This window comes from Phenylobacterium sp. (assembly GCF_030681155.1).
GTDB lineage: Bacteria > Pseudomonadota > Alphaproteobacteria > Caulobacterales > Caulobacteraceae > Phenylobacterium.
In genome coordinates, this window is record NZ_JAUXXE010000069.1 from 1 (window position 1) to 23,079 (window position 23,079).

21 protein-coding genes are annotated in these 23,079 nt (G+C 63.4%); 14 read left to right on the plus strand and 7 right to left on the minus strand.

Annotated features, from left to right (window positions below; all coding sequences use genetic code 11):
- Nucleotides 1–154: 154 nt before the first annotated feature.
- Nucleotides 155–1,357, plus strand: a complete 1,203-nt coding sequence (locus Q8M13_RS17850) for a TetR/AcrR family transcriptional regulator (protein ID WP_305301474.1) — start codon at nucleotides 155–157, stop codon at nucleotides 1,355–1,357.
- Between the two features lie 119 nt (nucleotides 1,358–1,476).
- On the opposite strand, the gene Q8M13_RS17855 is transcribed toward Q8M13_RS17850, so the two are convergent.
- Nucleotides 1,477–2,679, minus strand: coding sequence for an acetyl-CoA C-acyltransferase (locus Q8M13_RS17855; RefSeq protein WP_305301475.1), 1,203 nt, complete (start codon nucleotides 2,677–2,679; stop codon nucleotides 1,477–1,479).
- A gap of 167 nt (nucleotides 2,680–2,846) precedes the next feature.
- Here Q8M13_RS17855 and Q8M13_RS17860 point away from each other — a divergent pair, with 167 nt between their 5' ends.
- The 3 genes from Q8M13_RS17860 to Q8M13_RS17870 are packed head-to-tail and all read left to right on the plus strand — an operon-like array spanning nucleotide 2,847 to nucleotide 5,917.
- On the plus strand, nucleotides 2,847–3,719 hold the full coding sequence (locus Q8M13_RS17860; protein WP_305301476.1) for an alpha/beta hydrolase: 873 nt from the start codon (nucleotides 2,847–2,849) through the stop codon (nucleotides 3,717–3,719).
- A gap of 17 nt (nucleotides 3,720–3,736) precedes the next feature.
- Nucleotides 3,737–4,606 carry an SDR family NAD(P)-dependent oxidoreductase gene (locus Q8M13_RS17865; protein ID WP_305301478.1) on the plus strand — a complete coding sequence of 290 codons (870 nt, stop codon included), beginning with the start codon at nucleotides 3,737–3,739 and terminating at the stop codon, nucleotides 4,604–4,606.
- 27 nt (nucleotides 4,607–4,633) lie between these two features.
- Nucleotides 4,634–5,917, plus strand: a complete 1,284-nt coding sequence (locus Q8M13_RS17870; protein WP_370870099.1) for a 3-hydroxyacyl-CoA dehydrogenase NAD-binding domain-containing protein — start codon at nucleotides 4,634–4,636, stop codon at nucleotides 5,915–5,917.
- A gap of 682 nt (nucleotides 5,918–6,599) precedes the next feature.
- On the opposite strand, the gene Q8M13_RS17875 is transcribed toward Q8M13_RS17870, so the two are convergent.
- A complete protein-coding gene (locus Q8M13_RS17875; protein WP_305301479.1) occupies nucleotides 6,600–7,292 on the minus strand; it encodes a TetR/AcrR family transcriptional regulator in 693 nt (230 codons plus the stop codon).
- A 276-nt stretch (nucleotides 7,293–7,568) separates the two neighbouring features.
- Between Q8M13_RS17875 and Q8M13_RS17880 the strand changes: the two genes are divergently transcribed.
- The 5 genes from Q8M13_RS17880 to Q8M13_RS17900 all read left to right on the plus strand — a co-directional run bounded on the left by Q8M13_RS17880 (nucleotide 7,569) and on the right by Q8M13_RS17900 (nucleotide 11,994).
- Nucleotides 7,569–8,936: an LLM class flavin-dependent oxidoreductase gene (locus tag Q8M13_RS17880; RefSeq protein WP_305301480.1), complete on the plus strand. Its 1,368-nt coding sequence runs from the start codon at nucleotides 7,569–7,571 to the stop codon at nucleotides 8,934–8,936.
- A gap of 61 nt (nucleotides 8,937–8,997) precedes the next feature.
- The gene (locus tag Q8M13_RS17885; RefSeq protein WP_305301482.1) at nucleotides 8,998–10,278 is read left to right on the plus strand and encodes an MFS transporter; all 1,281 of its coding nucleotides are present in this window, start codon (nucleotides 8,998–9,000) and stop codon (nucleotides 10,276–10,278) included.
- Nucleotides 10,279–10,334: 56 nt separating this feature from the next.
- Nucleotides 10,335–10,985, plus strand: a complete 651-nt coding sequence (locus tag Q8M13_RS17890; RefSeq protein WP_305301483.1) for an NADPH-dependent FMN reductase — start codon at nucleotides 10,335–10,337, stop codon at nucleotides 10,983–10,985.
- 440 nt (nucleotides 10,986–11,425) lie between these two features.
- Nucleotides 11,426–11,638 carry a YHYH domain-containing protein gene (locus Q8M13_RS17895; protein ID WP_305301484.1) on the plus strand — a complete coding sequence of 71 codons (213 nt, stop codon included), beginning with the start codon at nucleotides 11,426–11,428 and terminating at the stop codon, nucleotides 11,636–11,638.
- A gap of 86 nt (nucleotides 11,639–11,724) precedes the next feature.
- Complete coding sequence (locus Q8M13_RS17900) at nucleotides 11,725–11,994, plus strand: hypothetical protein (protein WP_305301485.1); 270 nt, start codon at nucleotides 11,725–11,727, stop codon at nucleotides 11,992–11,994.
- 344 nt (nucleotides 11,995–12,338) lie between these two features.
- On the opposite strand, the gene Q8M13_RS17905 is transcribed toward Q8M13_RS17900, so the two are convergent.
- On the minus strand, nucleotides 12,339–12,614 hold the full coding sequence (locus Q8M13_RS17905) for a hypothetical protein (protein WP_305301486.1): 276 nt from the start codon (nucleotides 12,612–12,614) through the stop codon (nucleotides 12,339–12,341).
- Between the two features lie 301 nt (nucleotides 12,615–12,915).
- On the opposite strand from Q8M13_RS17905, the gene Q8M13_RS17910 reads away from it, so the two are divergent.
- Nucleotides 12,916–14,175 carry an MFS transporter gene (locus Q8M13_RS17910; protein ID WP_370870100.1) on the plus strand — a complete coding sequence of 420 codons (1,260 nt, stop codon included), beginning with the start codon at nucleotides 12,916–12,918 and terminating at the stop codon, nucleotides 14,173–14,175.
- Nucleotides 14,176–14,599: 424 nt separating this feature from the next.
- Nucleotides 14,600–14,929, plus strand: a complete 330-nt coding sequence (locus Q8M13_RS17915) for a thermonuclease family protein (protein ID WP_305301488.1) — start codon at nucleotides 14,600–14,602, stop codon at nucleotides 14,927–14,929.
- A 406-nt stretch (nucleotides 14,930–15,335) separates the two neighbouring features.
- Here the strand turns inward: Q8M13_RS17915 and Q8M13_RS17920 are convergent, their stop codons facing one another.
- Entirely contained in the window at nucleotides 15,336–16,550 is a 1,215-nt protein-coding gene (locus Q8M13_RS17920) for a mechanosensitive ion channel family protein (RefSeq protein ID WP_305301489.1), read from the minus strand.
- Between the two features lie 572 nt (nucleotides 16,551–17,122).
- Nucleotides 17,123–18,415, minus strand: coding sequence for an SLC13 family permease (locus Q8M13_RS17925; protein ID WP_305301491.1), 1,293 nt, complete (start codon nucleotides 18,413–18,415; stop codon nucleotides 17,123–17,125).
- A gap of 113 nt (nucleotides 18,416–18,528) precedes the next feature.
- Here Q8M13_RS17925 and Q8M13_RS17930 point away from each other — a divergent pair, with 113 nt between their 5' ends.
- Together Q8M13_RS17930 and Q8M13_RS17935 are read left to right on the plus strand one after the other, a co-directional pair.
- A complete protein-coding gene (locus Q8M13_RS17930) occupies nucleotides 18,529–19,395 on the plus strand; it encodes a hypothetical protein (RefSeq protein ID WP_305301493.1) in 867 nt (288 codons plus the stop codon).
- Nucleotides 19,396–19,400: 5 nt separating this feature from the next.
- On the plus strand, nucleotides 19,401–20,186 hold the full coding sequence (locus tag Q8M13_RS17935) for a universal stress protein (protein ID WP_305301494.1): 786 nt from the start codon (nucleotides 19,401–19,403) through the stop codon (nucleotides 20,184–20,186).
- A 114-nt stretch (nucleotides 20,187–20,300) separates the two neighbouring features.
- Here Q8M13_RS17935 and Q8M13_RS17940 read toward each other — a convergent pair whose 3' ends face one another.
- Both Q8M13_RS17940 and Q8M13_RS17945 read right to left on the minus strand, forming a co-directional pair.
- A complete protein-coding gene (locus tag Q8M13_RS17940; RefSeq protein WP_305301495.1) occupies nucleotides 20,301–21,491 on the minus strand; it encodes a D-alanyl-D-alanine carboxypeptidase in 1,191 nt (396 codons plus the stop codon).
- A gap of 277 nt (nucleotides 21,492–21,768) precedes the next feature.
- Nucleotides 21,769–22,275, minus strand: coding sequence for a MarR family winged helix-turn-helix transcriptional regulator (locus Q8M13_RS17945; RefSeq protein WP_305301496.1), 507 nt, complete (start codon nucleotides 22,273–22,275; stop codon nucleotides 21,769–21,771).
- A 236-nt stretch (nucleotides 22,276–22,511) separates the two neighbouring features.
- On the opposite strand from Q8M13_RS17945, the gene ectA reads away from it, so the two are divergent.
- Nucleotides 22,512–23,066 (plus strand): diaminobutyrate acetyltransferase, encoded by a 555-nt coding sequence (gene ectA, locus Q8M13_RS17950; RefSeq protein WP_305301498.1) that lies wholly within the window; start codon nucleotides 22,512–22,514, stop codon nucleotides 23,064–23,066.
- Nucleotides 23,067–23,079: the final 13 nt, after the last annotated feature.

The following is a 23,079-nucleotide window of genomic DNA, read 5'->3' on the forward strand; positions in this document are numbered from 1 at the left end:
CTGGTCGATCAACTGCCGCGCAGCCACATCGGCAAGGTGTTGAAACGGGAACTGCGCGATGCTTATGCGCCTGCCGTAAGCGTCGGTTGAGCGGGCGGGTGGCAGCCTCTATGACGGTGGGAGCGCTGCCGCCACCCCGAGATTTCAATCCCGCATGACCCGACCACCCAGCGCCCGTTTCGAGCGCCGCAAGAAGGACATCGTGTCTTCCGCGGTCCAGGCCATGAACCGCAAAGGCGTGCGCGGGATGACCCTGGCCGACGTCGCCACCCAGCTCGGCATCGTGCCGACCGGGGTCATCTACTATTTCAAGAACAAAGAGGAGCTGGCGGAGGCTTGCTTCCAGCTTGGTATCGCCCGCTACCGCGAATTTGCGCGGGCTGGCGAAGAGCACGCTAGCGCACGCGAGCGCATAGCGGCGTTCAGCAAGGCCTATTTCGATTTCCGCTATCAGGTCGTGACCGGCCAGGCCGACGATATCGCGGTGTTCAACGATGTCCGGGCGCTCAATCGCGAGACGGTCAACGTCGCCTATGTCGACATGTTCAGGCATGGACGGCAGCTTTTCGACGCGCCCGAGACAGCCGGGCTCAGCCGTTTGGCGAAAAACGCCCGCAGCCATCTGCTGCTTTCACAAGCCTTCTGGAATGTCGTTTGGCTGCAGGGCTTGGACCCCCAGGACTATGGGCGGGCCTGGGAGCGATCAACATCGATCCTGGTCGACGGATTGCGCGCGCCAGGCGCGCTGTGGAATCCGTTGCCGCTCACCTCGCTCAATCCGGAAGGGGAGGGCGATGCTGGTGAAATGTTCCTGCGCGCCGCAACCCACCTCATCAACGAGGAGGGCTATCTCGGCGCGTCCATCGACAAGATTTCCGCCCGGTTGAACCTCACCAAGGGCGCCTTCTACTATCACCACGAAACCAAGGATGAGCTGGTGGTCGCGTGCTTTGAGCGCACCTTCCAGATCATGCGTCGGGCCATTCGCCAGGCCGAGAGCGCCTCGGCGAACGGCCTACAGGCGCTCGCCACCGCCGCTGTGGCGCTCGTTGAGTGCCAAACCTCCGGTAATTCGCCGTTGCTGCGGACTTCGGCGCTGACCACGGCTCCGGAATCGATCCAGCCGCAGATCGTGGCCAAATTCAACAGCGTTTCCGATCGCTTCGCAGCGCTGATATGTGACGGCGTCGCCGACGGGTCGATCCGTCCGGTAGATGTCAACATCGCCGCCCAGATGCTGACGGCCATGATCAACGCCGCCGCCGAGCTGCATTTCTGGACGCCGGGCATGACGTACGGTCAGGCTGCTGATCTTTACGTGCGGCCATTCTTTGAAGGCCTGCTGGCTCCCTTATAAAAAGAGGGCCGCGCCTCGGCGCGGCCCTTTCAGGTGCGAACGGCTTGCAGATCGGGCCGGATGCTGCGGCCCGCGCCGTTCGGGGAGTTTCAAGGCGATGGCGTCTCGGCGCGGCCGTCTCAGAAGATTTCGAAAAGGCCCGCAGCGCCCATGCCGCCGCCCACGCACATGGTGACCACGCCGTACTTGGCGCCGCGGCGCTTGCCTTCGATCAGCACGTGCCCCGTGGAGCGGGCGCCAGTCATGCCGTAGGGGTGGCCAATGGAGATGGCGCCGCCCGAGACGTTCAGGCGCTCATTCGGAATCCCCAGCGTGTCGCGGCAGTAGAGGACTTGGCTGGCGAAGGCCTCGTTCAGCTCCCAGATGCCGATGTCGTCGATGCTCAGGCCTGCCTGCTTCAGCAGCTTGGGAACTGCGAAGACGGGGCCGATACCCATTTCCTCCGGCTTGCAGCCGGCCACCGCCATGCCGCGATAGGCGCCCAGCGCTTGAAGGCCGCGCCGTTCGGCTTCGCCAGCTTCCATGAGAACGACCGCCGCCGCGCCGTCTGAAAGCTGGCTGGCGTTCCCGGCGGTGACAAACTTGCCTTCCTTCACGAAGGGGCCGCCCTTGAACACCGGGGCCAGCTTCTGAAGGTCGGCCAGGGTGGTCGACGGGCGGTTGCCCTCGTCGGCCGAGATGGTGATCTCGCGCTTCGACTGCTCGCCGGTGGCCTTGTCGACGACGATCATCGTGGTGGTGATCGGCGCGATCTCGGCGTTCATGCGTCCCTCGGCCTGCGCCGCGGCGGTGCGCTGCTGTGACTGCAGGGCGTACTCATCCTGGGCCTGGCGGCTCACGCCGTAGCGCTCGGCCACGAGTTCGGCGGTCTCCAGCATCGGGATGTAGAGCCCTGGCGTGCTGCGGACGAGTTCCGGATCGCCAGCGCGGTAGTTGTTCATGTGCTGGCCCTGGACCAGTGAGATCGACTCGACCCCGCCGCCCACAGCGACGGTCATCCCATCAACGATAATCTGCTTGGCGGCGGTAGCGATTGCCATCAGTCCCGAGGAGCACTGACGGTCGATGGTTTGACCAGCCACCGTGTCGGGCAGGCCGGCCCGCAGGGCCGCCTGGCGGGCGGTGTTGAAGCCGGTCGTGCCTTGCGGCAGCGCGCATCCCATCACCACGTCGTCGATCTCACCGGGATCAATTCCGGCCCGCTTGACGGCCTCGGCGATCGCGTGCCCGCCCAAGGCTTGCGCCTGGGTGTCGTTGAAGGCGCCGCGGAAGGCCCGGCCAATAGGAGTGCGGGCGGTGGACACGATAACAGCTTGGCGCAAAACCAGGTCTCCGGAAGGCTTGAATTGATGAACTGGTATTTTTCCTATCAACCCCAAGCCGTTTCGCACAGGCCATATATTTGTGTTTCGGAATATTTTTGAGTGCGTGGTTTGCAATCAAATTCGACTTGTCTATCGTATGCCGGGCAAGCCGACAGGGAGGTCGCGTGGGTCACGAAATCGAGCAGAAGTCGATCACGATCTGGAGTGAAGGCTCACGGCTGGCCGCTGAAATTCTACGGCCCAAGGGTGGCGCCGCGGCTCTGCCGGCGATCGTCCTCGCCCATGGTTGGGGCGGGCTGAAAGAGCATCTGATTGAGCTTTACGGCAGGGCGTTCGCCGCCGAGGGGTTCGTGGTGCTGGCCTTCGACTATCGCGGCTGGGGCGGCTCCGATGGCCGCATGATCGCGGCGACGGATACCCCGATGTTGACCGAGGGCGGTGTGCAGACACAGCACATGCGGGTGCTGCGCGAGGTCGTGGACCCGGTCGACCAATTGGCGGATGTTCGCAACTGCTTTGCCTGGCTTGTCGCCGAGCAAGGGGTCGATCCGGCCCGTGTGGGGCTCTGGGGCTCCAGCTACGGGGGCGGTCACGTAACCTGCGCCGCGGGCATGGACCCTCGCGTGAAGGCCGTGGTCGCCCAGATCGGCGGCTACGGTCACCCCCGCGAGGAGTGGTATAGCGCCCTTGCCCTTCAGCGGCAGTCCGACAAGGCGCGAGGCGTCCTTAATCCCCCGGTGCCGCAGGGCGTCGACGGTGCGCCCGGCCTGCGCGGCACGCCTGATATCGCTCGGCAGCTTGGCCATGCGCCGCTGGACTACGCCCAGAAGATCCGGGCCCCGATCCTGTTCATCGACGCCGAGTTCGAGGAATACAACGCGCCTGCGCTGCAGGGCGGGGCGGCCTTCGAGATCGTCAAGGCGAACGGGGTGACCACCGAGCGGCGCACCTTCCCGTGCACGCACTACAAGGTTTACGACGAGCATCTGGTCGAGGCGCGCCAAATGGCCCTCGATTGGTTCAAAAAACACCTGTGAATTTGAGGGCTTAGGTCGTGGAAGATCTAAATGGCAAGGTCGCCGTCATCACCGGCGGCGCGAGCGGCATTGGCTTGGCCATGGCTGAGGTCTTTGGGGCCGAAGGCATGAAGCTGGTCATCGCCGATATCCAGCAAGACGCCCTGGATCGGTCGGTGGCCGCCCTGCGAGCGCGAGGGTTCGAGGCGGTCGGCGTCCTTACTGATGTCTCGAAGTTCGCCTCTGTGGAGGCTCTGGCCCAGGCGAGCTACGCCGCATTCGGCAAGGTCCACGTGTTGGTCAACAATGCCGGGGTCTCCATCACCGGACCGATCTGGAAGATGTCGCTCGACGACTGGCGCTGGGTCTATGACGTGAACTTCTGGGGCATTGTGCACGGGATCAAGGCGTTCGTTCCGCTGTTGATCGAGCAGGGCGAGCCCGCCCATGTGGTGAACACCGCCTCACTCGCGTCTTTCAACGGCACGGGTGAACACTCCCCCTATTGTTCGTCCAAGGCCGCTGCGCTTTCGATCAGTCAGTCGCTCTATTCAGAGCTAATTGCCTGGAACACCAAAGTCGGCGTCTCGGTGGTCTGCCCGGGCATGGTCGACACCCAGATCCACAAGTCCAACCGCAATCGTCCTGAGGGCGACCAGCCCTGGAGCGACCGCGAGTGGAATGACCCGGCGCATGTGACGGGCTCCGAAGCGTTCCAGGGCAGGGGCGTGCCCGCGCGGGACATTGCCGAGGCGACGCTGTCGGCCATGAAGGAAAACCGCTTCTACGTCTTCAATGGCGACGTCTGGCAGGACCTCATGCGCCGCCAGTCAGATGTGCTGGTCAACGCCGCCAATCCACCGGTCCAAACCTGGGGTCCGGACCTGCGCCCCAAGCCTGCTCAGTGACCTATCGTTTTTCGAAAGCTTGACACCATGACCGACCTGAATGCGCTGGCCGCTGACGCCTACCTCGCCAAGGCTGAGCAGGATTGCTGGGTGATCCCAGACATCGCCGCCGACACCTCGATCCTTGACGTCGCCAAGGTCGGGATCATCGGCGCCGGCACCATGGGCGGTGGGATCGCGATGAACTTCGTCAACGCCGGCATGGCGGTCATGATCGTCGAGACCAAGGCCGAGGCCCTCGATCGCGGCCTGGGCGTGGTGCGGCGGAACTACGAAAACTCCGCCAAGCGCGGCCGCTTCCCCATGAAAGAGGTCGGGGTCCGCATGGGCCGGCTGACGGGCGCCTTGTCGCTCGAAGCGCTCAGCGACTGCGATCTGATCATCGAGGCGGTGTTCGAGGACATGGGGCTGAAGAAGCAGATCTTCAGTGAGTTGGACCGCATCGCCAAGCCCGGTGCGATCTTGGCCACCAACACGTCCTATCTCGATGTCGACGAAATCGCCTCGGCGACCGCCCGTCCCGAAGCCGTGGTGGGCATGCACTTCTTCTCGCCGGCCAATGTGATGGCGCTGTGCGAGGTCGTGCGTGGCGAGAAGACTTCCAAGGAAGTGGTCGCTACGGCGATGGCGGTCGCCCGAAAGATCGGCAAGATCGGCGCGGTGGTCGGTGTCGGTCCGGGGTTCGTCGGCAACCGGATGCTGTTCCCACGCCAGGATCAGGCCAACCTGCTGATCTTGGAAGGCGCGATGCCCTGGGACGTGGACCGTGTGCTCCGCGAGTTCGGGTTCCGCATGGGGCCGTTTGCGATGAGCGACCTCTCCGGCCTCGACATTGGCTGGAACGCCGAACGGTCAAAAGGCGAGAGCCTGCGCGACGTTCTTTGCGAAATGGATCGGCGCGGACAGAAGACGGGCGCGGGCTACTACGACTACGACGTCGACAGGAACCCGCATCCGGCCCCGGCGGTCGAGAAGATCATCGCCGATTTCGCGGCCAAAAAGGGCTTGGCGCAGCGCAAGATTGGCGACGACGAGATCCTCGCGCGACTGATCTATCCGATGATCAACGAAGGCGCGCGCATCCTGGAGGAAGGCAAGGCGATCCGGGCCTCAGACATCGATGTGGTCTGGGTGCACGGCTTCCGCTGGCCGACCGATAAAGGGGGCCCCATGTTCTATGCTGATCGAGTCGGCCTGATGAAAGTGGTCGAGACCTTGCGCGGCTTCGAAGCTCAACTTGGGCCGGTCATGAAGCCCGCGGAGCTGCTGGAGCGACTGGCGGTGGAGGGTAAGGGGTTCGGCGACCTCTAGGCGTCGCGCTGTGGCCTCAAGCTGAATTCGGCGCAAGCGAACCTTATGATCGCCTATCTGTCTCTGCTTCTTTCAGGAGGTTCGCATCGCCCGACACAAATCGCACGCCAGTGGAGTATGAGCCGAAAAGGTCCTGCTCGTCGAAATCGCCAGCGATAAAGGAATGCCGTTTAGCTATCTCATCTAGCTCATTGGCGCCCGAAGGAGGTAGGACGCCTGCTCGTCGCAGTGCTGCCATCCGCAGCCAAATATCTCGATCGCGCACCTGGGGGCGCCAGTCCTGGGTGGTCGGATCGGCTAGTTCAAAATCTTCGTAGAGTGTCGGGCCTTCGGCGAGAATTCGATCGCAAAGGAGCTCGACGCGCGCAACGGCTGATAACGCCCTGCCGTGCGTTGCCCATCCTTAGCGGCCGTTCAGAAGGTCCGCCGTGAGGGAGTCCGCGAAGGCGCACTTTAGAGGGCAATGGCGTAGGCGTAGTGATCCTGCCCTACCGATTCTGCGCACCTACGCCAGAGTGCGACGCGCCATCCGGCACCTCTCCAGAGCGACCGCTTTGGGCTTGTTTGAGACCTCGTCCGGGTCCGCTTCCAGGCAGTGAGCTACAGGCTCGCGGCACTCGGCCCCTTCCGGCCGGTAGCCGTCATTCTCGCCACACCCCTTGGCAACCGCCTCTCGGGCCCTTCACGGAGCATCTGTTGTCTCGGCCTCTTCGAGTACCGTCTGAAGCTCTTCAGGGTTGAGGAGCGTGGGCGTCTTCCAGACGGGCGCGCTGTCTTCAGGCGACCAGCCGTAGGTACGCAGTTGGTCCGGTGTGATCGTCTTCACAAGTTCGACCAGAGCGCGGCAGGCGATAGCGCTGTAGAGCGGCAGCTCAGTCGCCCAAGGCTTCTCAAAACCAACGAACATGGTCCCGCCCGCGACTGACGCCGAAACAAAGACGGCCAGCGTCTCGCGCTCTTGGGCGGAGAGGAGCGGGTTTATCTCGGCGAATAGCTGGGTGAGCGTTCGACGTTCAAGGATGTAGATGCTGTCCACCACCTTCGCGATGAGCGGATCGTGGTTGGCGAGCACCCAGAGGTGCGGAAACAGCCGTGTCGTCTTCTTGGTCTGGATATCGTCCAGGAGCAGCCGGATAAAGCGTTCGAGCTTCTGTTCTGCGGTCAGGCCCGGCTCATGAAGAATGGAATTGATGTTGTCCGCATAGGGGACGAGGACGTGGTTGATCACGTCCAGCATCAAGTCGCTGCGGCTCTTGTAGTAATAACTGACTGCCCCGATCTGGATGTTGCAGCGCCGTGCAACCTCGCGAAGCGTTAGGGCTTGGTACCCATCTTCGATGAGAATCTCGAGCGCCGTGTCCAGGATCTGGATCACTCGATCTCGACCTGTCTGATACATGCCCGAGCCCTTACGGGTCCGCAGGCGGGATGCGCCAATCATAGGTCTTTCTTGTCCTTAGCCGGCCGGGTCGGCTCCAGGCTAGCACGTCCCGCTTCCACCTCGTCGACGGGTTTGACCTCAAGTTTGCCCGCGTTCGCCGATGCGCCGAGCGCGTGCTCTTGGAAACTCAGGCGGCTCATAACGCTTATTTTGGTCGCTTGACCAATATTGGTCAACGAGCATAACGTTCGCGAAAGCCCAGGAGGAAACATGGCTCGCGAACTTCGACTCAACGCCTTCGCGATGAACTGCGTGGGACATCAATCCCAAGGTCTTTGGCGTCACCCTCGCGATCGCTCGGCGGAGTACTGGCGCCTGAATCACTGGGTCGAGCTTGCCCGCCTGCTCGAACGGGGAAAGTTCGACGGCCTGTTCCTGGCTGACGTGGTCGGTGTGTACGACGTGTACGGCGGCAGCCCGGACACCGCCCTGCGAGAGGCGGTGCAGGTTCCGACCAATGATCCGCTGCTGATCATCCCGCCGATGGCGCAGGTGACTGAGAACCTGGCCTTCGCCGTCACGGTCAATCTTTCGCATGAACCGCCCCTGCCGTTCGCACGACGGATGTCCACGCTCGACCATCTGACCGATGGGCGGATCGGGTGGAACATTGTGACCGGTTACCTGGACAGCGGGGCCAAGGGCGCGGGTCGTGGCCAACAGGTGGCGCACGACACCCGATACGACATCGCCGAGGAGTTCATGGATATCCAGTACAGCTTCTGGGAAGGAAGCTGGGAGGACGACGCAGTTCGTCGCGATCATCAGGCCGGCGTCTTCACCGAACCCGGCAAGGTCCATCGGGTCAGCCATGACGGCGAGTACTTCAAGGTGGATGGTGTCCACCTCTGCGAACCCTCGCCGCAGCGCACGCCGGTGCTCTACCAGGCCGGCTCGTCATCAAAGGGCACGGCGTTCGCCGCCAAGCACGCGGAATGCGTATTCGTTGGCGGCCACTCGCGAAGCAAGACGGCGACCGACGTCGCGAAACTTCGCGCGCTCGCCGCAGAGTCCGGTCGCGCGCCGTCCGACCTGCTCGTCTTCGGGCTGGTGACGGTGATCACAGCCGCTACCGACGAGGAGGCGGAAGCCAAGTTCGAAGACTACAAGCAGTATGTGAGCGCGCCCGGCGCCCTGGCCTTGATGGGCGGGTGGACAGGCATCGACTTCTCCAAGCCAGAGCTCGTGGCCGCCAACGCGGCGAGCAGCAACGCGATCCAAGGCGCGGCGGCCGCTTTTACCCGTGGCGGCCCCAGCGAGCATGTGGACGTAGACAGCATTGGCCGGTCGGTGGGGCTTGGCGGCGGCGGCCCGGTCCTGGTGGGGGGAGCCAAGAAGGTCGCCGACGAACTCGAGGCCTGGGCTGCGGAAGCCGATCTTGACGGCTTCAACCTCGCCTATGTCGTGATGCCCGAAACCTTCAGCGACGTGGTCGATCACCTCATCCCCGAGCTCCAGCGGCGTGGGTCCTTCAAGAAGGAATACGCTGCGGGAACCTACCGCGAGAAGCTCTTTGGGCGCGGGCCTCGCCTGGAGGAGACCCATCCGGCCGCCACGCGCCGTCGCGCAAGCCAGTGACAGCGGCGGCCGAAGCCTAACCGGCGGCTGGCGCCGCGGCCCGCGGATGGGGAGATACCAGTTGAGGGAAGAAGAGGCCGACACGCCCAGCTCGGGCGGCCACGGAACAGCCACTGATTTGCGAGCTTGGCGCGGCGGCCTCGAGGACAAGTGGCCGTCGATCGGCGTTCTCCTCATCGCGCAGGTCGCAGCCATGGCGGTGTGGTTCGCCTCGGCGGCTGCGGCCTCAAGCCTGGCGCGGAGCACACCGCTCTCCGACTTCGAGGCGGCTCTGCTGACGAGCGCCGTGCAGGCCGGCTTTGTGCTGGGCACCCTGGCCAGCGCGCTCTCGGGTCTGCCGGATCGCTTCGATCCCCGTCGCATCTTCATGGTCTCAGCGCTGGTGGCCGCAGCGGCCTCGGCGGCTTTGGCGGCCCTGCCGCCGGCAGGCCCGAGCATCCTTGCCCTTCGCTTCCTGACAGGCATGGCGTTGGCTGGCGTCTACCCGATCGGCATGCGCCTGGCGGCGACCTGGGCGTCCGGGGATCTGGGACTGCTCGTCGGCCTGCTGGTCGGCGCCCTGACTCTGGGATCGGCCAGCCCCCACATCCTGGCTGCGTTCGGCGACCTCGACTGGCGGGTGATCTACCTGGCTGCGGCCGGCCTGGCGGCGTTTGGCGGCGTCGTCATCCTGTGGGCTGGCGTGGGGCCCAATGTACCCCGGTCGGTGCGGGTGCAAGCCGGGCGTGTGGCCCAGGCCTGGCGGGTCCCAGCGCTGCGGCTCGCCAATCTCGGCTACCTCGGACACATGTGGGAACTCTACGCCATGTGGACATGGCTCGCGGTGTTCCTGGCGCAGAGCTTTCGACATTCTGAGGTCGCAGACCCCCGCATGCTCGCCGAGATCGTCACCTTCGGCGCCATCGCCGCGGGCTCCCTGGGCGCCTGGCTTGGCGGGATCTGCGCCGATCGATGGGGGCGTACGACCGTGACAATCGGTTCGATGGCCGCGAGCGGCGCATGTGCGGCCATAATGGGTTGGCTGCTGGGCGCGCCGCCATGGATCGTCACCGTCGTCGCCGTCATCTGGGGTGTCACCATCATCGCTGACTCCGCCCAATTCTCCGCCAGCATCGCCGAGCTCAGCGAGCCGGAGTCCGTCGGCACGATGCTGACGCTGCAGACCTGCGGCGGCTTTCTCCTCACCCTGGTGAGCATCCAGTTGGTGGCCCCGGTTTCCTCCGTGTTCGGATGGCCTGGCGCCTTCACGATGCTTGCGCTCGGCCCGGCGCTGGGCTGCCTGGCGATGGCGCGGCTGCGCCAACATCCTGACGCTCTGCGCCTCGCCGACGGCCGGCGATGACGTCCGATCCTTCGACGTTCTTCAGCTTGATTGACCAAAATGGCAGGGACCAGAATATGACCACTCGTCACCTCGTCGAGGACCAGCCGCCCGTTGATCGTTCTCCACCTTGGGGTCATCCAAAGGTCCTGGGCATTGGCGGAACCACGCGTGCCGGATCAACGACCGAGCGAGCCCTGTCTGTCGCGTTGCAAGCAGCTGAGGCCGCGGGCGCAGAGGTCCAGCTGCTAGGCGGCGACTTCTTGGCGAAGCTCCCCATTTTCGACCCGCGGCCAGGCGGACCGACCCCGGAACAGCGCGAGCTCGTTGAAGCGATCGCCCAGGCAGACGGGGTCATCATCGCGACGCCTGGCTATCACGGCTCGATATCGGGGGTGATCAAGAACGCCCTCGATACTTTGGAACTCGGCCGAGACGACCAGGGTCTTTATCTGTCGAACAAGCCTGTCGGCATGATCGTGACCGCTGGCGGCTCGCAGGCTGGGGGGACCAGTCTGATGACGCTCCGCGCGATTGTTCACGCCCTTCGAGGCTGGCCCACGCCTTTCGGCGCTACGCTCAACGCGGGCGCGCCGTTGTTCGACGGCGTCGGCTCCTGCCTCAACCTCAAGGACACGCTGCAGCTCAAGACAGTCGCCGAGCAGGTCGTAGAATTCGCCCACATGAAGTCCGCGCTCGCGAGCGCGAAGTTACGCGCTCCGCACTGACGGCGGTTGGGAAGTGAGCCGTGGCGAAGTGACGAATAAGGTCCGATATCCGGAGGGAGGTGTACTTCCGCTCCTGGTGCCCAGCCGACTGAAATGCACCCGCTTCCGCTTAGAGGCGCGGCAATCGGTAATATGCGGGTGTGAACTGCTGGCGCCAGGCTTGATGGAGCTTAGGGGGGGCCGGCATAGGCCCAAAGCTCCATGCAGCGTCCCACATTGAACCGGCCATCCTGTCAGAGCGGAGGGCAAGTACAATGTTGCATCGGTGCGACACTCATAGAGGAGCGCATCGTCACGCATGGGCGATACCAGAGCGCGGTTCAAGCTCTGGACAATACAACCATTGGAGCTGTCACCGGCCCGTCGACGGAATAGTTGTTATGTTGCGGCTTTCTGCGGTTAATGGGGAGGTCGGCCATCCGCCGATGGGGGAACTAAGCATGAGAGTTTTGATCGCCTTAGCTATTGCGGTGTCTGCGTCCAGTGCGTTCGCGCATGAGCCGCCGCCCAAGACCCAGCCCACCCCATCACCGAAAGTCTCCGCGCCGCAACCGGTGTCCAAGACGGTGAAAAGCCATTCCGGCGGCACCGACGCCTATGGCTGTCACACCAACAGCCAAACTGGCGACTACCACTGCCACAAGCCGAAGTAGCCTTTGGCGGAGGACGGCGCCTTGCTGCGGGCCACAATGCGGTGGCGGAACATTGGACCGCCGCTGTGAACTCAAGGAGAAATCCGATGAAGGTTTTATCTCTCGCCTTGGCCGGCCTGCTTGCATCAGCGAGCGCTGTATCGGCCCAGCAAAGTCATTCCGTGAAGGGTTATGTCAAATCTAACGGGACCTATGTGGCGCCCACTCGAGCGACGAATCCGAACGGCACAAACATCGACAACTATTCAACCAAGCCTAACGTGAACCCGTACTCCGGCAAGGCCGGCACGAAGTCGCCAGACTACAGCTACAAGCCACCTAAGACATACAGCGCGCCAAAAACCGGATCCTATTGAATCCTCTCTGAGGCCGGGCGAGCCCGGCCTCGACTTAGTGCGAATGTCCGCTTGCCGGCCGTAAGCCAGAGTCCGCTTTTGGCGCCGAGCTGTCGTTGGAAGGCGGAGCAGGGGACTTGCCCGTAAGAGGACGCGCCGATCGGCTGCGCTGGTGGAAACTGGAACTCTGCCGATCTAGCTTCACTACACCCCGCTTCTGTTGAAAATCGAGCGGCAATTAGCCCTTAAGGCAGGGTGATGGAATGCTCATCTTTGATGGTCAGTAGGCGCTCGCCATGGAAGACCAGCACGACGTTCCGATCCCACGCACAGTATAAACGATGCCTACCGCCGAAGCGCCACTGTTAACGGGGCGAGAGTAGCGCCTTCAGCTGGCTGAGCGTCTCGATAGACACAAGGTTGTTGTCGCCACTCCAAACGCTGACATCGGCGACATCGTAGGTTGCTGCAATGATGTCAGCCGCCGCTTGGCGGTTCATGCCAATCGTGAAGCCGAAGTGTTGGCCCTCAGCGTAGGCGCGGTCGCCCCAACAGCCGACGACGGAAGTGCACTGTGTGACGCACAGCGCTACGGGCAGGGCCGCGAGGAAAACCCATAGCCAGCGGCGCTTGCTATCCATAGCTCAGCTTAGGACATAGCTTTGAATGTCTGCAACGGGTCGCGTTCGGCCCAACGCGACGTGCTCGCAATCAGGCCTTCAAACGAGACTGCTTCCTGCCGCGCGGCGAGCGACATGCCCGTAACAGTCACAATGACCCGGCCCCACGGCGCTCCATCGCAGGAGCCAGCTGTTGTCTGCGCGCCGCGAGCCAAATGCCGCCTTAGGTCAAGCGGCGACGCGACAGCCGTGCTCCCGACTGGGACCTGAGTTCGTCTGCAAGGCTTGCGGAAGGGTCCGCCCGTGGCATGACACCGAGGAAATGCCGGGTCGCTATAGGCGCCCTCTGGCGCTAAGGGCTCCTATGGCTCCTAGTCGCGCTCAACGCCCGCCGGACACGCGCCTTGCTGTGCCGGTACTGCTGCTCATTGTCTTTGTGAGCTTGATCGGCTTCGGCGTGGTGATCCCGCTGCTGCCCTTCTACGCCAGTGTCTTCGACGCCTCGCCCTGGCAGGTGACGCTGATGTTTGCGAGCTTCTCCGCTGGACAGTTCCTAGGAGAGCTCACCTGGGGACGGCTTTCGGACCGGATTGGGCGGCGGCCTGTGCTCCTCATCACGATCCTGGCGTCTGCGGCAGGCTATGTGGCGCTGGCCTACGCACCCACCATCGGCGTCGCAATCCTTGTCAGGGCCTTTGCGGGATTCTTCAGCGGCAACATCTCGACCATCCAGGGGTACATCGTCGACGTGACGCCGTCGGAACGGCTGGCGGGCCGGCTGGGACTGGTGGGCGGCGCGTTCGGCGTTGGCTTCGTTGTCGGTCCCTGGCTAGGCGGCGTCCTGGCGCGGCCTGAGCTTGGCGCTGCGGGCTTCCAGCCACCGCTGCTGGTGGCCGCAGCATTGTGCGTGGTCGCTACGGCAGGGGTGCTCGCGTTCGTTCGCGAGAGCGTTCAAAACGATGTCGCACACCAGGTCCGCCCAGGGCCGCTGGCCTCCCTCAAGGAAGCGTGGTCTGACGACGTGCTCCGTCGGTTGATCGCGATGACCTTTACGGGCTTCGCCTCTTTCTCCGCCATGTGGGCGATCTTCGGCCTATGGGGGGAGGCGCGCTTCGGCTGGGGTCCCAAGGAAATCGGGTTTGTCATGGGCGTGACGGGCGTCGCCGCCGCCCTTAGCCAGAGTTTCCTCTCGGGTGCGATTGTCCGACGACTGGGGGCCGTACCCACCATTGTTGGCGGTCTACTGACGACAGGTACGTTCTTGCTCGTGCAGGCGGTTTCGCCTTGGATCTGGCTCTGTGTCGTCGCGATGACGCTCGCCGTCGCGGGCCACACGCTGACGCAGCCGGCCACCAGCGCCCTCATCTCGCAGGCTGCGCCACCCGGGCGGCAAGGCGCTATCCTCGGCGCCAACAACGCCGCCGGATCGGCCGCTAGGGTTGCCGGTCCGATGGTCGCAGGCCTGCTGTTCTCCAGCGCCACCCCCTGGGCCCCGATCGTGTTCTCGGCGATCGGCATGTTGCCGGCCGCTTGGCTGGCTTGGCGTGCAGGCCGGCAGATCCGCCTTCGGCAGAGGATTTAGAGCGTCGCCATAGGACCTTGAGTCCGCCGGGTGCTCTTGTTGAGGCTGGGATGACGCATTGCCGCGGGGCCGGCTCGACAGGGGGAGGGAGTTTCCTGTCCGCTTGCTGCCAGGATGCCTAGGAACGGTCGTGGGGCTCGCTATGAAGATGTGCTCATAGGTCCGATTGTCGGAAGCGAGCCAATGTCTCCAACTGGCGCTGATCGGGCAAGTGCGGGCTCAGCCGTTGAAAGCGAGCACCACCAAACGGTCCGAGTAATCGGTTCGATAACTGTGAAGCTAAGGCCGGATCTGGCCGTCTGCCATCCACAATTTCGGCTGAAGGAGCCGCTCAGTGAATCCCAGCGTAATGGCCACCTTTTTTGTTCTGCTCGCGTCGCCAGCCTTGGCTGACCCATGTAAGGCGATCCCAGACCGTGGCCCGATGCCTTCTTATCTGGGGAAGGGAAAGACCTTTAGCGGCCCGGTAACCTACGTGGGCGACGCCGACAGCCTGTGCGTCGCCGTGGGCGGCCGGGCGCCCGAGAACCTTGTCGAGGTCCGCGTTGCTGATTTCTACGGCCCTGAGATCAACGCGCCTGGCGGCCGGGATGGGAAGGCCACGCTCGAACGCATCGTGAAGGACCGCCACGTCGTCTGTACCGCCGGCCGACGTTCCTATGACCGCGTCGTTGCGACCTGCCGGCTGGGGGGCGTCACCATTGGCGATCTGATGCGCGGCGCTGGCGTCGAAGAGGGTGGGAATGGCCGATGAGACCAAGCGCTGTGACGAGGGCGCCGGGAAGATCGCGGAACGACCTAGGGGAGGGCGGGCAGCACAATTTCCGCGGCGTTGCGACGCTCGCGGAGAACGTCGTGCAAGGCGCACCGCGGCCACAATTTTGACGGATTCCCAGACAGCAACCACTGGTCAATAATTATGGCCGTGACAGAGCCAGCGCCTTGCTTTGACGCAGATCATAGCATCGCCTAATGAAGGTTATCGGAAGAGCAGCCTAGTTCAGCCGTGTTGCAGTTGGACGTCGATCATTGCCCTTGGGCGCTGACAGCACAGGCTTTTGTCCGTTGCAGTTCATGTCAGCCGCAGTTCGTCCAATGGGCGGAGCCCTCCATCAGCAGCGTATTGGACGAATTTGCGTGGCACAGCCTATAGGCCAGCGTCATGCCGCCTGCCGCAAGCGCTCTTCTGATATCAATCGGGCAATGTCCTGGCCGCCGGGATCTTGGAAAAGCTGCAGACCAAACTCTGGAAGAATTGCGATCAGGTGATCGAAGATGTCGGCCTGTATCGCCTCGTAGTCCGCCCAGGCCGTCGTGTTGGTGAACGCGTAGATTTCCAGAGGCAGACCTTGCGGACCAGGTTCCAACTGGCGAACCAGCAGGGTCATGTGCTGGGCGATCGCGGTATGGGATTTCAGATAGGCCAGGACATAGGCCCGGAAGGTGCCGATGTTGGTCACCCGACGGGTGTTGACTTGGTCGCACCCTGCCTCGACCAACGCGGCGTTGCTGCGTTCGAGCTCGACCTGTTTGCGATCAAGATACTCATCAATCAGCGTGAACCTCTTAAGCGTCGCGCGCTCCTCGGGAGAGAGAAACCGGACGCTGGTCTGGTCGATCCGCAGGGCGCGTTTGATCCGCCGACCGCCGGTGTCGAACATCCCTCGCCAGTTCTTGTAGGACTCGGTGATCAGCCGGTGGGTCGGGATGGTGGTGATTGTCTTGTCCCAGTTCTGCACCTTGACCGTATGCAGAGCGATGTCGATCACATCGCCGTCGGCGTTGAGCTGGGGCATCTCGATCCAGTCTCCGACGCGCAACATGTCGTTCGACGTCAATTGCACCGACGCCACCAGAGACAGGATAGTGTCTTTGAAGACCAGCATCAGCACCGCCGCCATCGCGCCCAGCCCCGACAGCAAAAGCAGCGGTGATTGCTCCATCAGAGCGGCCGCGACCAGGATTGTCGCACCCGCATAGATCAGAATCTTGACCACCTGCACGTAGCCCTTAATCGGTCGCAGAGCGGCGTCAGGACGCTGCTGGTAACGTACATTGAGCAGATTGAGGGCGGCGCCGATCGCCAAGGCGAGCGTCATGACGATAAAGGCGCTCGCCACATTGCGCGACACCGTGACGAGGGCCTCAGGCAGATAGGGGACGGCGCCTATTCCGCGGGCGACCACGATCGCCGGGATGATATTGGCCAGCCTGTCGGTGATTGGGGTTAGCAATTCGCCATTGACGTGCCCCCAGGCGCTCACAATTCGCCGGAAGAGACGCAGGATGACAAGTTTGACGATGAGGTTCGCCAGGAAGGCGACTAGGGCCAAAAGCCCAAGGCCAATTAGGGCCTGCAGCCATGGCTGCAGCACCCGAAGGTCAAGCGGATAGTCCGAGATGGCGATGTCTTTCAGGCAGGGCTTCCAAAGCTGTCGGAAGCCGTGAAGCGTTCGGATAGGCGCGAGCCGCTGGCCTTCGCGGCAGCGCTGGCCTTAGGCGAACGCGCGGCGTAGACGGTCCAACTGCTCTGGCGGCGGCGACCAATCAGCCATCGCAGGCTCCGACGCTTCGCCCCCTTGGGCGTCAATCAGCCAGGAGTGGACGCCCCAATCGCTCAACAGTTTGCTGGCCAGTTCGGCGCCGCCTCGTCGCCCCGTGGGGGTCCCGGCGACAATCGCCACCGTCGGCTTTGTCTGAGCTGCGAGCGCTAGCGCCATGCCAGCCGTCGAAACGGGACCCAGAGAATTCATACCCTCAAACGAGAGCCTGCTCAGAATTTCAGAAGAATAATTCTGATCATCACAAATAACGAGAACAGTCTCCAAGACAGCCCTCCTTCTGCATTACTTCTATATTCTTGATACCTCGCATCTTATCGCGAGCAGCAAGCTAGCGCCACCGCCGAAGCCTGACAATTACGTGAGGATTTGGCGCAAGCCCCGCCCTAAAAGGGAAAGAAGAGGGGAATGACGGCTACGCCGACCAACCAAGTCAACAGATTCAACGGCACGCCGATGCGCACGAAGTCCATGTAGGAGTATCGGCCCAACTGGAAGACCAACACATTGGTCTGGTAGCCGAACGGCGTAGCGAAAGCAGCGCTAGCGGCCATCATTATAGCGACCAGGAACGGGCGAGGATTGACCCCCAAACTTTCGGCGAGCGCCACCGCCACCGGCGTCAACAGCACGGCCACGGCGGCGTTGGAGAGCATTTCAGTGAGAAAAAGAGTGACGCCGTAGAGCAGGGCCAGGGCGAGCAGCGGCCCAAGTGAATTCACCCAGCCCACCAGCGTGTTGGTCGCCAACGCCGCCAATCCAGTCACTTCGAGCGACAGGCCGATCACGACCATCCCGGCGATGAGCAACAGGATTTCGGGCCGCAATCCCTTGTAGGCATCCTCAGCGCTGATCACTCGCATCAGGACCAGGGCCACCGCTCCGGAGAAGGCGGATGCTGCGATTGGAGTGATCCCCAAGGCCGCAACGAGAACGACAAGCACAAACACCCCCAACGACGCGAAGGCTTGCAGGGGCTTGAAAGGGCGGTCGAGCGGAAAAATATCAGGGTCGTCGCCCGTGGCCGACTTGGCCTTGAGCGGAGCCTCTCCAACGACGTGATCATCCTCCTGCGTGAGTAGCCGACCACCGAACAGCAATAGGTAGAGCCCGCCCACGACCGCCACGATCAGCGCGACCGGCGTGGCCTCGAACATTCCAAAACCCGGCTGACCGGCGTTTCGCGCCATGTCGTTGACGAGCAGGTTGGTGGACGTGCCGATCAGGGTGCAGGCGCCGCCCAAAATGGTCACATAGGACAGAGGGATAAGGAACCGCTTGGGCGAGAGCCCCATGGAATCGGCGACATCTCGAACCACCGGCGCAGCCAGAACGACGATCGGAGTGTTGTTGAGGAAGGCCGAGGCGGCTCCGGAAATTCCAATAACGATCCAAACCCCGAGCGCGCCCAACCGGGCGCAGAGTCGGACGGCGCCGCGGATAAGCAGGCCCAGCAGCCCCGACAACTCCATGGCGTAGGCGATCACAAAGAGCGAGGCCAAGGCGATAATGGCCGGACTCGCAAACGCGCCCTGCACCTCTACCGGCCTGATCGTTTGCGTCGCAAGCAGGACGGCTGCGCCTGACAAGGCGACGATGTCCGAACGCACCTTGCCCCAGATCAACGCCGCGACCACAGCCACGAGGACCAGTAAGGCGACAATTTGCGGGTGAGTCATCCGCAGATCCGCCGCACCTGGGGCGCTTGGGCTTGACGCCCGCCTAGATAACTCGCCGTTTTTGACCCGTTGGGGATTGTAAGCACTCGGCGCCGATCTGCTAGGCTATGACGATGCCAGACAATAGACTGAGGTCACGGGACCGCAAACTCGCCCTCATCGGGCCGATCGTCATCGCCGCCGCCGTGGGCGCGATCATCGCGTTCGCGGTGTTTTCCCGTGATCGCGAGGCGCCCCCCGCTCCGCCGCCGGCGCCGCCGCCCGTTCAGGCCCCGCCAGCAGCGTTGGCCCCGCTACCGCCCCCTCCACTCTCCCGGACGGAGTTGATCGCCGCGGCCAATGAGGCGGCTGGCGCCTATGCCGACCGATCAAGCGACAAGACACAAGTGAAGGACGCGCTGATCGGCCGACGTTTTAGCCTTAAGATTCCGTTCGGCTGCAATGGAGCGCAGGTGTCGCCTGGTGGGGCCCAAGCGTTCGCGGAATACGATGCGACCAAGAAGACGCTGAGACTTGTGGCCCGACCAGCGGCTTGGAAGACGCTGCCGCTGGTGCAGGGCCTAGCGGACGTGGACCAGATCGAGTCTGTGGAGGGTTTCTGGATTCCTCGCCCTTGGAGCGCCTCGGAAGCCTGCCCGCCGCGACGCGACGACGCCATTCCGGCGACGCCGACCGCGCCGACGGCGCCGACCCTGGGCTTGGCCCGGTTGTTCATGACCGGCGGGACCCGCGCGCTCCAGCGTGGCGAGCGCCCCTATGAGTTCGTCCAGAAAATTGCCGATGGCGATGTCGCATCTCTCTCCCGCAGCTTCAACCTCGTGCTGCAAGGTCGCCTGGTGGGCTTTGATCGATCAACCGCTCTACGGTGTTGGAGCGAATCGACCGCGCATCGGCCCATCTGCCTCTATGCCGTTGAGTTCGACCGGATCGCCTTCGAGGATGGAGCAGATGGCAAGATCCTGGCCGAATGGCGGGAGTAGGACATTTGACGGCGACCAGCCGCCAAACAACTGCCCCGACCGGCGCCCTGCTCGCCTGTGTCGACAGGTCACGATACGCGAGCGCGGTCTGCGATTACGCGGCCTGGTTTTCTGGCCGGACGCAGTCGCCGATCGTCCTGGTCAACGTGGAAGAGCCCGGAAAGCCCGGCCCCGAAAAGACGTCCGAAGCCTCTCCAGTTATCAGGGCTCGCGAACGCCTGGAGCATGAAGGCGCCGAGGCGATCACAGCCCTTGAGCCCGCGGGCCGATTCGCGCGGACGCTCATCGACCTGTCGGCCAGCGCCGAGCTGATCCTCATGGGCAAACGGGGGCGGGAGGCCGATGATCGCAGCGCGTTGGGCTCGAATGTGGAACCCGTCGTCCGCGGAACCACCCGTCCCATCTGTCTCGTTTCGCAGGTCTTTTTGCCGATCTCGCGCGCGCTCATCATCCTCGACGCCGACCCGCTCCATAAGCGCGCGGTCAATTTCGTGTCTGCTCACCCTGCACTGCGCGGACTTGAGATGGATCTCGTTCTCATGGACGATGGACGTCCCGAGGCCGCCGGCAAACTGACTTGGGCGCGAGAGAAGCTGAGGCCGCACTCGGCCGGCGTCTTCGCGATGAGCGCCGCCACCCCCGCTGCTGCGGTGCGAGCCTACCGGCGCAACGGCGGCTTCGACCTGTTGATCATCTCACGAGAAGTGGCCCTGGCCGACAAGTCGGCCAGCCTCAAGCAGATTGACCCCCAAAGCATTTGGGCGCAGCGCGCGCCGGTTTTGATCTGTTGAGGTGGCACGACGGCCTTATCGTGGGACGGGCCAAGGTGCGGACCGACCTGGTCGAAACGTGACTCGGCGCCCGAAGAGGCAAGCCTCCCGCAGGGCAGAGGCGCTCGCGGCCAGCTAGTGTGTCACGCGCACGACTAAGCACGCCTCGGCCCGAGATCGCACAAATTCACAAGCTTGTTGCGCGGCGACCTCACTGAAGCCGGCGAACCTGGCTTGGTGCAGATTCCCCGAGGGCACGATTTGCTGCGAGGCGCGGGCGAAGCGCTGCGGAAACCGCGCCGCAAGATCGGCAAGGAGCCGGCGGCCCTGGTCGCGATACCGAAAGGCCCCCACCTGGATCGACCAACAATCGGCTCCGCAGGCGCCGCTGAGTTCCGTCGACGCCGGCCAAGCTCTGGCGATGCTGACCGCCTCCTTGGACGGGGGAAGCGGATCTCTGGCGCCAAGAAGCGTGGCGACCGGCAAGGTGTCCCCGGCAAAACGCACGGCCAAGGATGTGAAACTTGCGCGAAGCAACTGCCGCATGAACCGATCACGCGCTGATGCTGTGTTTGCTCCGAGCACCACCGCGATGAAGCGATGGCCATCGGTGACGCCGGACGTCAGCAGGTTGAAGCCGGACGCCCGGATAAAACCGGTCTTCATGCCATCAACGCCCGGCGTTCTGAGCAGGGCGTTGTGCCCGCGAATCCGCGTCCCGCGAAACACAGTCTCCTGCTGCTTAAAGATTGCATATCGCTTGGGATGATCGCGCAGCAGGGCGTGCCCAAGGATCGCCAGATCAAGCGCCGTGCTGACATGCCGCGGGTCGGGCAGGCCCGAGGCGTTTCTGAAGGTCGTGTTCTGCATCCCCAACTGACGCGCCTTGGCCGTCATCTGCTTTGCAAACGCCGCTTCGCTGCCCGCCATTTTCTCGGCAAGCGCAGTAGCCACATCATTGGCGGATTTGACCACAAGCACATCTAGCGCTTCGGCGACGCTGAGGTATTCACCCGACCTGAGCCCCAGCTTGGAGGGCGGCCGCGCGGCGGCGCGCGGCGAAATAACAACCTTGTCTGTGAGCTTCAGTTCGCCCCGATCGAGGGCGTCGAAGGCCAAGTAGAGCGTCATCACCTTGGTCAGCGATGCTGGGTATCGAACTGCCGCAGCTTGCCGCGAATAAAAGACTTCGCCGCTCGAAGCATCGACCACGATGGCGGCGAACTTGTTCGGGCTAAAGGCGGAGTCGGCGACGGCGTCGGTGACGCACACCCAGCTCAAGGCCTGGACCATGAGCAAAGCAACCAGACCGGTTCGGCAGGCCATGATACGACTTATGAGCACACGACAGCGCCTGGCTCCCACGGCCATTCCCCCGACATTTCAATGGATTTGATCGCCGCAGGGTGTGGGCGCTAGGTAAACAGTTCCTAAATTTTCTACCGCAATCCAGCCGAGCGTCCTCGAAGGCGCTCGCGAAACCTCGAGCCAGACCACGACGCGAGGCGACAAAGGCGAATGCCTATGGACTGAGGCGGGGGCTCACCGAGCGCCCTGTAGATGCGCTCCTGCAGGCTCGAACGATCGTCTCGTCCGCCCGCGCTCAGCGTCGCCCTACCGGATCATCAGCTGTTCGATCCAGCGACCCGACATCGAGAATGGGACTGGCGTCGATCCCGCCGGCGTTGAGCAACAAGGCGACCCGCTCCAGGGCCGACACCACGCCCGCCTGCTCCCAGTCCTCAAGGCGTTCAAACCCCGCAGCGAAGCGATTTTGCAGGACGTCCGGGGTTGTCGATAGCGTCTGTCGGCCAGCGTCCGTCAACACAACGACTACACGCCGCCGGTCTTCCGCCGAGCGCCCACGCACGACCAGAGCCCGCTCTTCCAGCTTGTCCAACAAGGCTGTGACCGTGGCCTGGCTAAGCCTGGCTGCGTCAGCGATGGCGCCGGCTCCGGCGCCGGCGTCGCCCCGCTGCGCGATAATCTGCAAAACAACCATCTGCGAGGCCGTGAGGCCTGCGGTGCGCGACAAGTCGCGAGCTGCGAATTCGGCGGCGCGCACGATCCGGCGGATCGCAATAAGAGCGCTGGTGACCCGAGAATCCATGGCGTGAACGACCGCCCGATGATGAGGGAATTGCGCCTTGTTCCTCAGGAAGAAGGCGCTCGCAAGTCGCCCTTATGACCACGCTCAATTTATTTTGAATACCGAATTATATTAATCCCGAAAGCTCGCCATCTCTAGAGACCCTCTGGCAAATATGGTCTGTTTGGAGTCAATTCGAGGGTGAAACCTCCAGTCCACGCGTTGACATGCTTCGATGACCGAACGAAAAGCGGCGCATGGAGACCGCTGAACGCCAGCGGGCGCCGGAGAGCGGGGGGCTCGCCATCCCCGCTGAAGGACGCCTGAACCTGCGAACACCCACAGTCCGCGACGGGCTCCAAGTGAACGCGCTCATCGCCGCCAGCCCGCCGCTTGACGTCAATTCGGCCTACTGCAACCTCCTTCAATGCACGCACTTCGCCGAGACCTGCGTTGTCGCGACGATCGACGGCGAGCTTGCGGGATGGGTGTCAGGCCACCTCCCGCCTGACCAGGCCGACACGCTCTTCATTTGGCAGGTGGCCGTGGCCGCTTCCGCACGCGGGCGCGGGCTTGGGCGGCGAATGCTGATCGAATTGCTGGCCCGCGACGCGTGCCAGACCGTGCGAAGGCTGACGACGACCATCACGCCGGACAACCACGCGTCCTGGGCCTTGTTCGCCAGCCTCGCCAGACACCTCGACGCCGAGATCGTTGACGTCCCGTGGCTCATCGAAGGCCAACATCTCTCGTCCGGTCACGCCACCGAACACCTCGTCACCATTGGTCCATTCGCCCCAACCTGGGCCTGACCTTTCAAAATTC

Coding starts and splice junctions, on each gene's coding strand:
- ectA (WP_305301498.1), top strand. CDS start 22,512: ATGGAGACCGCTGAACGCCAGCGGGCGCCGGAGAGCGGGGGGCTCGCC.
- Q8M13_RS17925 (WP_305301491.1), bottom strand. CDS start 18,415: ATGACTCACCCGCAAATTGTCGCCTTACTGGTCCTCGTGGCTGTGGTC.
- Q8M13_RS17940 (WP_305301495.1), bottom strand. CDS start 21,491: ATGGCCTGCCGAACCGGTCTGGTTGCTTTGCTCATGGTCCAGGCCTTG.
- Q8M13_RS17945 (WP_305301496.1), bottom strand. CDS start 22,275: ATGGATTCTCGGGTCACCAGCGCTCTTATTGCGATCCGCCGGATCGTG.
- Q8M13_RS17915 (WP_305301488.1), top strand. CDS start 14,600: ATGCCTTCTTATCTGGGGAAGGGAAAGACCTTTAGCGGCCCGGTAACC.
- Q8M13_RS17910 (WP_370870100.1), top strand. CDS start 12,916: ATGCCGGGTCGCTATAGGCGCCCTCTGGCGCTAAGGGCTCCTATGGCT.
- Q8M13_RS17905 (WP_305301486.1), bottom strand. CDS start 12,614: ATGGATAGCAAGCGCCGCTGGCTATGGGTTTTCCTCGCGGCCCTGCCC.
- Q8M13_RS17880 (WP_305301480.1), top strand. CDS start 7,569: ATGGCTCGCGAACTTCGACTCAACGCCTTCGCGATGAACTGCGTGGGA.
- Q8M13_RS17930 (WP_305301493.1), top strand. CDS start 18,529: ATGCCAGACAATAGACTGAGGTCACGGGACCGCAAACTCGCCCTCATC.
- Q8M13_RS17895 (WP_305301484.1), top strand. CDS start 11,426: ATGAGAGTTTTGATCGCCTTAGCTATTGCGGTGTCTGCGTCCAGTGCG.
- Q8M13_RS17900 (WP_305301485.1), top strand. CDS start 11,725: ATGAAGGTTTTATCTCTCGCCTTGGCCGGCCTGCTTGCATCAGCGAGC.
- Q8M13_RS17870 (WP_370870099.1), top strand. CDS start 4,634: ATGACCGACCTGAATGCGCTGGCCGCTGACGCCTACCTCGCCAAGGCT.
- Q8M13_RS17890 (WP_305301483.1), top strand. CDS start 10,335: ATGACCACTCGTCACCTCGTCGAGGACCAGCCGCCCGTTGATCGTTCT.
- Q8M13_RS17850 (WP_305301474.1), top strand. CDS start 155: ATGACCCGACCACCCAGCGCCCGTTTCGAGCGCCGCAAGAAGGACATC.